The organism is Synergistaceae bacterium, from assembly GCA_017444345.1.
GTDB lineage: Bacteria > Synergistota > Synergistia > Synergistales > Aminobacteriaceae > JAFUXM01.
In genome coordinates this window covers 1-8,656 of the sequence record JAFSWW010000019.1, presented here as the reverse complement: position 1 = coordinate 8,656, position 8,656 = coordinate 1, and the positions used below count along the sequence as shown (strand labels likewise).

The following is an 8,656-nucleotide window of genomic DNA, read 5'->3' as shown; positions in this document are numbered from 1 at the left end:
GCCCCCCGAAATTTATCGCTCGTTCGTAAAAAAATTTGCGTATATTACTGTAAAAATTTTCGTGAATTTCATTATAATAATATTTACCAAATTACTATATACAATTAAATATATTTATCAGGAGGCTTTTATCGTGAAAAAAGTAGTATTCTTAGCAGTATTATGTCTCGCAGTATTCGCCGTATCAGCATTTGCAGCAACTGATGCACTTGTCGGGGCTTGTATTTACAAGTTCGATGATACTTTCATGACCGGTGTAAGAAACGCAATGCGCGCAGAAATGGAACGTCAGGGCGGAGAGCTTGAAATCGTTGACTCGCAGAACAGGCAGCCTACTCAAAACGACCAAGTCGACGCGTATATTTCCAAAGGTGCCAATGCCTTAATAGTCAATCCCGTTGACAGAACAGCAGCCCAGCCCCTTATGGAGAAAGCAAAGGCCGAGGGACTCCCGATAGTATTCGTAAACCGCGAGCCTTATTCAGACGTTATGAAGGCTTATGACAAAATTTGGTACGTCGGCGCAAAAGCTGAAGAGTCAGGCACTCAATCAGGACAAATCATTGTTGACTACTTCAAGAAACACCCCGAAGCTGATAAAAACAAAGACGGCAAAATCCAGTATATTATGATTCGCGGTGAACAGGGACATCAGGACGCTACACTCAGAACTGAATACTCAACACAGGCAATGAAGGACGGCGGCTTTGAGATCGTAGAACTCGGCAACGACACAGCGAACTGGGACAAAGTACAGGCCACTGACAAAATGAAAGGCTTTATTTCAGCAGTCGGAGTCGAAAATATTGAGGCAGTACTCGCAAATAATGACGATATGGCACTCGGCGCAATCGAGGCGCTCAAAGCAGAAGGCTACAACACCGGCGACCCCGCGAAATATATTCCCGTCGTAGGAGTTGACGCAACAGCCCCGGCACTTGAGGCAATGAGCAAGGGCGAGTTACTTGGCACAGTTCTTAATGACGCAGATAACCAGGGATTCGCAGCAGTTAGAGTCGCAGTTGTCGCAGCAGATGATAAGCCCGTTACTGAAGAGTCAATCGGCTATAAAATCACTGACGGCAAATATATTTGGATCCCCTATCGTCCTGTAACAGTCGAGAACTACAAAGAATTCATGAAATAAAATATTATGATTTCGCCCCCGTTGATTAGCGCGGGGGTTTATTTCTTTATAGCAAAGTTAGAGAGGTGATTTTCCTTGCGTAAAAGTTTTTTATTAGCATTAATATTAATTCTTGCCTTAGTATCATGCTCACAAGCTCAAGAAATGAAAATAGGCGCGTGTATATATAGATTTAATGATGCCTTCATGCTTAGATTTCGTAACGCAATGGCCGAGGAATCACAGAAAGAAGGCGCAAAAATTGATTTTGCAGATGGTCAAGACGATCAGAATACGCAAAATTCTCAAGTCGATGAGTTTATCACAAACGGAGTCAATGTCCTAATCGTGAATCCAGTCGACAGAATGTCATCGCAGGTCATAGTCGATAAAGCAAAGGCCGCAAATATTCCCGTAGTATTTATAAATCGTGAGCCGAGTCTCGAAATTTTAAGCACTTACGACAAAGCATATTATATCGGAGCTAAGGCAGAAGAGTCCGGCACTCAATCAGGCCAGTTAATAGCAGAATATTTTAAATCTCACCCAGAATCAGATAAGAATCATGACGGCAAATTACAGTATATTTTATTGCGCGGTCAAAACGGTCATCAAGATATGATTTTGAGGTCAAAATATTCAATCGAGGCGATTAACTCAGCGGGAATTGAGACTGTAGAACTTGCTAACTCAATAGCTAACTGGGACAAACTGCAGGCCATGACTATAACAAACGCATTTATAATGTCAATCGGTGCTGAAAATATCGAGGCAATTATCGCGAATAATGACGAAATGGCACTGGGAGCAGTTGAGGCCCTCAAAGCAAATAATTACAACAAGGGCGACCCGGCTTTATATATTCCCGTTGTAGGAGTTGACGCAAACGCCTCGGCACTCGAAGCAATGAACAAGGGCGAAATGTTAGGCACTGTGTTAAATGACGCTGACAATCAGGGAATCGCAGCCGTGAAACTCGCACTAGCACTCGCAGAAAATAAAGATTTAAGCTCAATAGGTTACGCAATTACTGACAATAAATATATCTGGATTCCATATCAGAAAGTTACAAGAGGTGATACAAAATGAGCGAGTATTTACTCGAAATGAAGAATATCACGAAAATATTTCCGGGCGTTAAGGCTCTTGACAACGTTCAATTAAACGTAAGGGCGGGAACTGTTCACGCTTTAATGGGCGAAAATGGAGCAGGCAAATCAACTCTTATGAAATGTCTATTCGGGATTTATGAGCCGAACAGCGGAGAAATTTTCTTAGACGGCCAGAAAGCAGAAATACATTCAGCCCGTCAAGCAATGGATAAGGGCATCGCTATGGTACATCAGGAATTACACCCGATTAGATTTAGATCCGTCATGGAAAATGTTTACTTGGGAAGATTCCCCGGCCATCTCGGAGTCGTTGATCACAAAGCAATGTACGACAAGACTAAGGCACTATTTGAAGATTTAGAGCTTGACGTTGACCCCTTAGCACTGGCAGGAGAACAAAGCGCGGCAATTCTCCAAATGATGGAAATAGCTAGAGCCGTTGACATGAAAGCAAAAATTATAATTCTTGACGAGCCTACAAGCTCATTATCAGATAGAGAAGTAGATCACCTTTTCAAGATTATTAATAGACTCAGGGCGCAGGGAGTCGCGTTTATTTATATCTCGCACAAGATGAAGGAGATTCTAGAAATTTCCGACGAGGTTAAAATTATGCGCGACGGTCAATATGTCGGAACTTGGCCAGTAGTCAATAAGGAAACCGGCGAAAAATTGACGAACGATTTTATTATTAAGCAGATGGTCGGACGAGAAATGACTAATCAGTTCCCGCCCAGAGAAGGCCGGCCAAGTGATGAAGTAGTATTAAAAGTTGAACATGTCTGCTCGCCCCTAAGAAAATCATTCCAAGATGTGAGCTTTGAATTACATAAACAGGAAATTTTAGGAATCGGCGGACTTGTCGGAGCTCAACGAACTGAATTTGTAGAGGCCTTATTTGGGCTCAGGAGCATTCAATCAGGAGAAATATATTTAAACGGTGCAAAATATACTTCAAAGAGTCCCGGTTTTGCGAAATCGAGAGGGCTTGCGTTACTCACTGAAGAGAGGCGGGCGACTGGTATATTTGGAATCTTGCCGATACTTGAGAATACTGTTATTGCTAACCAGAGAAAATATGCAAGTTTAGGAATTCTCAACGATCACAAGCGCAGAGTCGAGGCCGATAAAGAGTGCAAAAAATTGAACGTTAAGACTCCTTCACTTGAGACTTTAATACAGAATTTGAGCGGCGGAAATCAGCAGAAAGTTTTAATTGCCCGGTGGCTGCTTACAAATTCGGATATATTAATACTCGACGAACCTACACGCGGAATCGATGTCGGAGCAAAATACGAGATTTATAATATAATGCTTGAGCAGATTTCGCAGGGACGTTCTATTATAATGATCTCGTCTGAAATGCCGGAGTTAATGGGAATGTCTGATAGAATCATGGTAATGTGTGAAGGAAGAGTAACAGGATTCCTTAACAAGGGCGAATACAGTCAGGAAAAAATTATGGCACTTGCTACACAATTTGCGGGCCGTAAAGAAAATAACCCTGCTGCTTAAATCTTAAAGAATGGAGAAATTTTTATCATGGCAGAAAATGAGAACACATCGCGTTCAAAGCGTTTAATAACAACGGCGGGAATTGTTTTCCTTGCGCTGGGAATAATATTATATTTCTTAAAAGCACCGCTCGGACTTAATCGCAAAATTTACGACTTGCCCATATTCTTAATTATAATCGGAGTATGTTTTGCGTTAAAGGGCTTTATGGCCAAGAATGAATCAGCAAGCGAACTCAATAGACAGACATTCGGGGAGTTTCTCACAAATAATGCGATTTTACTCGCAATGTTAGTCTTAGTTGTAGTAATTTGTATCTTACAGCCCAGATTCATGCAAATTCGAGTCGCTCTTGATATATTGACTCAGTCATCAACAAAATTAATTATGGCTCTGGGAATATGTTTCACGCTGTTAATTGCAGGTACAGACTTAAGCGCGGGGCGAATGGTCGGACTTGCTGCAGTAATTTCGGCCTCAATGTTACAGACTGCGACATATGCAAATAGATTCTTCCCGGACCTGCCGCAGGTTCAATTATGGATGCCCATAGTTATAGCAATAGTTGCATGTATGATTTTCGGAGCGTTAAACGGCTTTCTTGTTGCAAAATATGACATGCACCCGTTTATAGCGACTTTGGCAGTACAAGTTATTATTTATGGAGCCTGCTCGCTTTATTTCGACATGCCCCCGAATAACTCTCAGCCAATCGGAGGAATCAGGCCGGATTTTGCACAGTTAGGACAAATGCGTTTATTCTCAATGGGCAGGGACTTCCCGGGAATTTCGATTCTTATTCCCATAGCTGTAGTAATTTGCGTAATTATATGGTTCGTGCTAAATAAAACAGTGTTCGGCAAAAATGTTTACGCGATCGGCGGGAATCGTGAGGCGGCAGTCGTCGCAGGTATTAACGTATTTCGCAACATAATGGGAATATTTATTCTTGCGTCGTGTTTATACGGAATCGCCGGAGTCCTCGAAGCAGCAAGAACAGCCGGAGCTACTAACAATTACGGGAACGGCTACGAACTTGACGCAATTGCGGCGTGTGTTGTCGGCGGGGTCTCACTCAATGGAGGTATAGGCAGAGTCGGCGGTATTATAATGGGCGTGTTGATTTTCACGATAATTCAATACGGATTGCAGTTTATCAATGTCTCGCCAATGTGGCAGCAAGTTATAAAAGGTGTAATTATCGCGGTCGCCGTCGCAATAGATTTGACGAAATATCGCAGGAAATAATAAAATTTATTTGTCCCTCTGGTAATTGCCGGGGGGAATTTTTTTTGTGAGTGTTATAATGCGAGTGCAATAATTTTACAGCTACAAAAGAGTGAGAGAGCAGGCAATAAATTTTTTCATGAGTTTATATTTACAGCTACAAATTTTTATGCATGATATATTTACTTGAGTGTGCATTTACGAGATAAATTTTTCACAAGTTCAGGGCAATTTTACAGCTACATTTACAGCTACAAGAATATCAAAATTTTCTAGTCATAGCAATGATTTATAAGGCAAAAAATTTTTATTATTATTCAATTTTCGAGCGCAATATTTTTATTTTATCTGTATAATTATTTCGTGAATAAAATTTTTATATTTATAAGGGAGCGCGATTTATTTATGATTTACTCATTTGAGTTAAATGATGATGAGACAAAATTTGCGGAAGATTTTGCTAAAGAAGTAGGGCAGTCTGTATCTGAACTAGCAAAAGAATTCTTACTTGAAGACATTGTAGACTCAAGGCAGGCTGCTAAGGCGTGGGCAGAATTCGAGAAAGACCCGGTAACTTACACGCATGAAGAAGTAGGCAGGAGTCTGGGACTTATTAAATGAAATATCACGTTGACTATACTAAGCAGGCTAGAAAAACTCTTAACAAAATGGACTCGCAGATACGAGATAAAATATATAATTTGGATAAATAAATTTCTTGAGGGCTGCGAGAACCCGCGGCAATACGGCAAAGCATTAACGGGGAATTTTGCAGGAAATTGGCGTTATAAAACGGGTGATTATAGAATAATTGCTGATATTCAGGACGATAAAATTATAATTCTTGTTACTGATGTCGGGCATCGCAAAGAAATTTATCGCTTGAATTCATAAAAATTTTATATTTATATAGGAGTGATTTATTTATGATTTACTCATTTGAATTAAACGAAGAAGAAAGGAAAATAGTAGAAGAATTTGCGGCAAGAATCGGGCAAACTGTCGGAGAAGCAGCAAAAGAATGCTTGCTAGATGAGATTGATTTAGCAAAACAAGCCGATGAAGCATGGGCAGAATATGAAGCAAACCCGGTAACTTATAGGCTAGTTGCAGTCCCAGTAGAAAGCGAATAAATTATTAATGCGAAATGCGATATACTGTAGAATTAACGGATAAAGCCAGAAAATTACTTGATAAAATGGACCCGCAAGTTTCTCGGCGCATTAGAAAATGGATTAATGATAATCTTGAGGGCTGCGAGAATCCCAGAAAATACGGCAAAGCATTAACAGGCAAACTCAAAGGCTATTGGCGTTATGAGACGGGTAATTATAGAATAATTGCTGATATTCGCGATAATAAATTAATTATTCTTATTACTAAGATCGGCCATCGTCGAGAAATCTATCGCTTGAATTCATAAATATTAATAAATAACGGGAGAAATTTTCATGATTAATAAAATGTTAGAGAGCTTTACAAAAATTTTCGCAAATGATTCAAAACCTGACGCATTTTTTTCGCCCGGCCGGGTCAACTTAATCGGCGAACACACTGACCATGAAGGCGGCTTTGTATTTCCTTGCGCTATAGAATTCGGGATATATGCTCTTGCTTGTAAGAATTCTTATAATAAATTGCGCTTATTCTCTATGAATTTCGACAAGCCGGAAGACTCACCGTTTGAGATCGCATTTAATAATATCTCGCAAAAATTAGCAACTCGCACATGGGTAAATTATCCCGTTGGAGTCGCTGCAACTCTCATGAAACACGGCTATAAATTTGACTCCGGGCTTGATATTTTATTCGCTGGTAATCTTCCAGACGGTGCAGGGCTGTCATCATCGGCGGCTATTGAAGTACTCACTACAAAAATTTTCAGTGAAATATTTTCGCTGAATATCGACGGGGTAAAGGCTGCTTTACTCTCACAAGAATCAGAAAATAAATTTGTCGGCATGAATTGCGGCATAATGGATCAGTTCGCTGTCAGCATGGGCAGGAAAAATCACGCCGTATTATTAAATTGTTCGACACTTGAATATTCTTACGCGCCGTTAAATCTCGGAGACTGCAAAATTATCATCACAAATTCAAACGTGCCGCACTCTCTAGTGAGTTCCGAGTATAATTTACGCCGTCAACAGTGTGAAGAGGCCTTATCTGATATTAGATCCGTCAAAAATATTTCTTGTTTGTGTGATTTGAGCATTAACGATTTAGACGAATATTCATATTTAGTGAATAATAATATAAATTTACGCCGGGCACGTCATGCAGTGAGTGAAAATTTTAGGGCTTTGAGGGCTGCGGACTCGTTAAAGTCAGGAGATTTACAAACTTTTGGCCGGTTAATGAATGCTTCTCACGTTTCTTTACGCGATGATTATCAAGTTACAGTTAAGCAGCTTGATATACTTGCAAAACTAGCTTGGGAATTTCCGGGCGTAATAGGCTCAAGAATGACGGGCGGAGGATTCGGCGGCTGCACTGTCAGTATAATAAAAAGCGGCTCGGCAAAAAAATTTATTGAGTTTATCGGCTCAAAATATAAAGAATTAACAGGACTCGACGCGGCATTTTACGAGACATCAAGCACGGACGGAGCTGGCAGAATAAATTATTAAATCCCTGAATATTTCTCAAGATAGCCCCGTAGTTCTTGAATTATGCGGGCTTTCTTTGACTCCCTGTTCTTGTCGAATAAATTAACCGGCGGCATGAAGTCTCTTATATATGTTCCTGTCGTCTTTATATAACCGGCCTTAAATGACTCTTTTATAAATTTTCGGACTTTATCGGGATTCAAATTCTCGCGCTTGATTATATCAATTAAATCCTTTTCGCGCTGCCTTCTCACAAATTCACGCCATTCTGTAATAATATCTTGATAATCATTTATTCTTGACATGAAAATTTCTATTAATTCGCGTTTACTTCTTAATTCGGGACTTGACGCGGCCGTTTTCTGTATTGTGATTAAGATTTCTTTATCGCCGTCATTCTTGTATTTTCCAGCCAGCATTAATATATAATCAATATTTATGTCGACTTGAGTCAATAACTCGATTTCAAATACTATATCATTATTTATATCTGCCTCGTCATTGTCGATTATTCTTTTATATTTGTCGCGTAAATCTAAATATTTGCTTTGATAGTCCTGAAAATCCCGCGTTGAGATTATTTCTTGGCCTGAAAACTCCTCGAATGAACTCAATAAATTTTGCATCTTCAAGACTGCACCGAATAAAGCAATAAAATTTTTCTCGTTTGACTCGCCCATAATTTCAGACTCTAACGGAAATTTATTAATTAATTCTTGAATCATGTTACTATATTGCTTGTGATAATATTCAAATTCACGAATTATAATAATATTTTTAGGGTCATCATTGCCGAATTGTTTTATAGCCTCGTCGACTTGATTTTGCAAATTCCTGAAGCAAATAATATTCCCGTGATGTTTCCGCTCGTTATAAATTCTGTTCGTCCTGCTGAATGCCTGAATTAGTCCGTGCATCTTCAAATTTTTGTCTACCCATAAAGTATTTAATTTCTGCGCGTCGAATCCCGTCAAGAACATATTTACAACGATTAATATATCAATTTCGCGATTCTTTGTGCGCATTGAGACATCTTTATAATAATTCTGAAATTTTTCGCTCGACGT

9 protein-coding genes and 1 pseudogene are annotated in these 8,656 nt (G+C 39.7%); 9 read left to right on the top strand and 1 reads right to left on the bottom strand.

Going from position 1 to position 8,656, the window contains the following annotated elements:
- Positions 1-130: 130 nt before the first annotated feature.
- From IJS99_01050 to IJS99_01010, 9 genes and pseudogenes are all read left to right on the top strand, one after another.
- A complete protein-coding gene (locus tag IJS99_01050) occupies positions 131-1,147 on the top strand; it encodes a galactose ABC transporter substrate-binding protein (protein ID MBQ7560407.1) in 1,017 nt (338 codons plus the stop codon).
- 75 nt (positions 1,148-1,222) lie between these two features.
- Positions 1,223-2,215 carry a galactose ABC transporter substrate-binding protein gene (locus tag IJS99_01045; protein MBQ7560406.1) on the top strand — a complete coding sequence of 331 codons (993 nt, stop codon included), beginning with the start codon at positions 1,223-1,225 and terminating at the stop codon, positions 2,213-2,215.
- On the top strand, positions 2,212-3,753 hold the full coding sequence (locus tag IJS99_01040) for a sugar ABC transporter ATP-binding protein (protein ID MBQ7560405.1): 1,542 nt from the start codon (positions 2,212-2,214) through the stop codon (positions 3,751-3,753). Before IJS99_01045 ends, IJS99_01040 begins: the two co-directional genes overlap by 4 nt.
- A gap of 27 nt (positions 3,754-3,780) precedes the next feature.
- Positions 3,781-5,001, top strand: a complete 1,221-nt coding sequence (gene mglC / locus IJS99_01035) for a galactose/methyl galactoside ABC transporter permease MglC (GenBank protein MBQ7560404.1) — start codon at positions 3,781-3,783, stop codon at positions 4,999-5,001.
- A 384-nt stretch (positions 5,002-5,385) separates the two neighbouring features.
- On the top strand, positions 5,386-5,601 hold the full coding sequence (locus tag IJS99_01030) for a hypothetical protein (GenBank protein ID MBQ7560403.1): 216 nt from the start codon (positions 5,386-5,388) through the stop codon (positions 5,599-5,601).
- A pseudogene (locus tag IJS99_01025) lies at positions 5,598-5,874 on the top strand (type II toxin-antitoxin system RelE/ParE family toxin). Before IJS99_01030 ends, IJS99_01025 begins: the two are co-directional and overlap by 4 nt.
- A gap of 32 nt (positions 5,875-5,906) precedes the next feature.
- On the top strand, positions 5,907-6,113 hold the full coding sequence (locus IJS99_01020; GenBank protein MBQ7560402.1) for a hypothetical protein: 207 nt from the start codon (positions 5,907-5,909) through the stop codon (positions 6,111-6,113).
- Positions 6,114-6,127: 14 nt separating this feature from the next.
- Positions 6,128-6,403 (top strand): type II toxin-antitoxin system RelE/ParE family toxin, encoded by a 276-nt coding sequence (locus tag IJS99_01015; GenBank protein MBQ7560401.1) that lies wholly within the window; start codon positions 6,128-6,130, stop codon positions 6,401-6,403.
- A 28-nt stretch (positions 6,404-6,431) separates the two neighbouring features.
- On the top strand, positions 6,432-7,610 hold the full coding sequence (locus tag IJS99_01010; protein MBQ7560400.1) for a galactokinase: 1,179 nt from the start codon (positions 6,432-6,434) through the stop codon (positions 7,608-7,610).
- On the opposite strand, the gene IJS99_01005 is transcribed toward IJS99_01010, so the two are convergent.
- A partial coding sequence (locus IJS99_01005; protein ID MBQ7560399.1) for a type I restriction endonuclease subunit R occupies positions 7,607-8,656 on the bottom strand: 1,050 nt, incomplete at its 5' end. The two genes, IJS99_01010 and IJS99_01005, sit on opposite strands and share 4 nt — an antisense overlap.

What these genes read in the sequence shown, in the direction of transcription:
- IJS99_01040 (MBQ7560405.1), top strand. Translation starts at nt 2,212, where the DNA reads ATGAGCGAGTATTTACTCGAAATGAAGAATATCACGAAAATATTTCCG.
- IJS99_01030 (MBQ7560403.1), top strand. Translation starts at nt 5,386, where the DNA reads ATGATTTACTCATTTGAGTTAAATGATGATGAGACAAAATTTGCGGAA.
- IJS99_01010 (MBQ7560400.1), top strand. Translation starts at nt 6,432, where the DNA reads ATGATTAATAAAATGTTAGAGAGCTTTACAAAAATTTTCGCAAATGAT.
- IJS99_01015 (MBQ7560401.1), top strand. Translation starts at nt 6,128, where the DNA reads ATGCGATATACTGTAGAATTAACGGATAAAGCCAGAAAATTACTTGAT.
- IJS99_01020 (MBQ7560402.1), top strand. Translation starts at nt 5,907, where the DNA reads ATGATTTACTCATTTGAATTAAACGAAGAAGAAAGGAAAATAGTAGAA.
- mglC (MBQ7560404.1), top strand. Translation starts at nt 3,781, where the DNA reads ATGGCAGAAAATGAGAACACATCGCGTTCAAAGCGTTTAATAACAACG.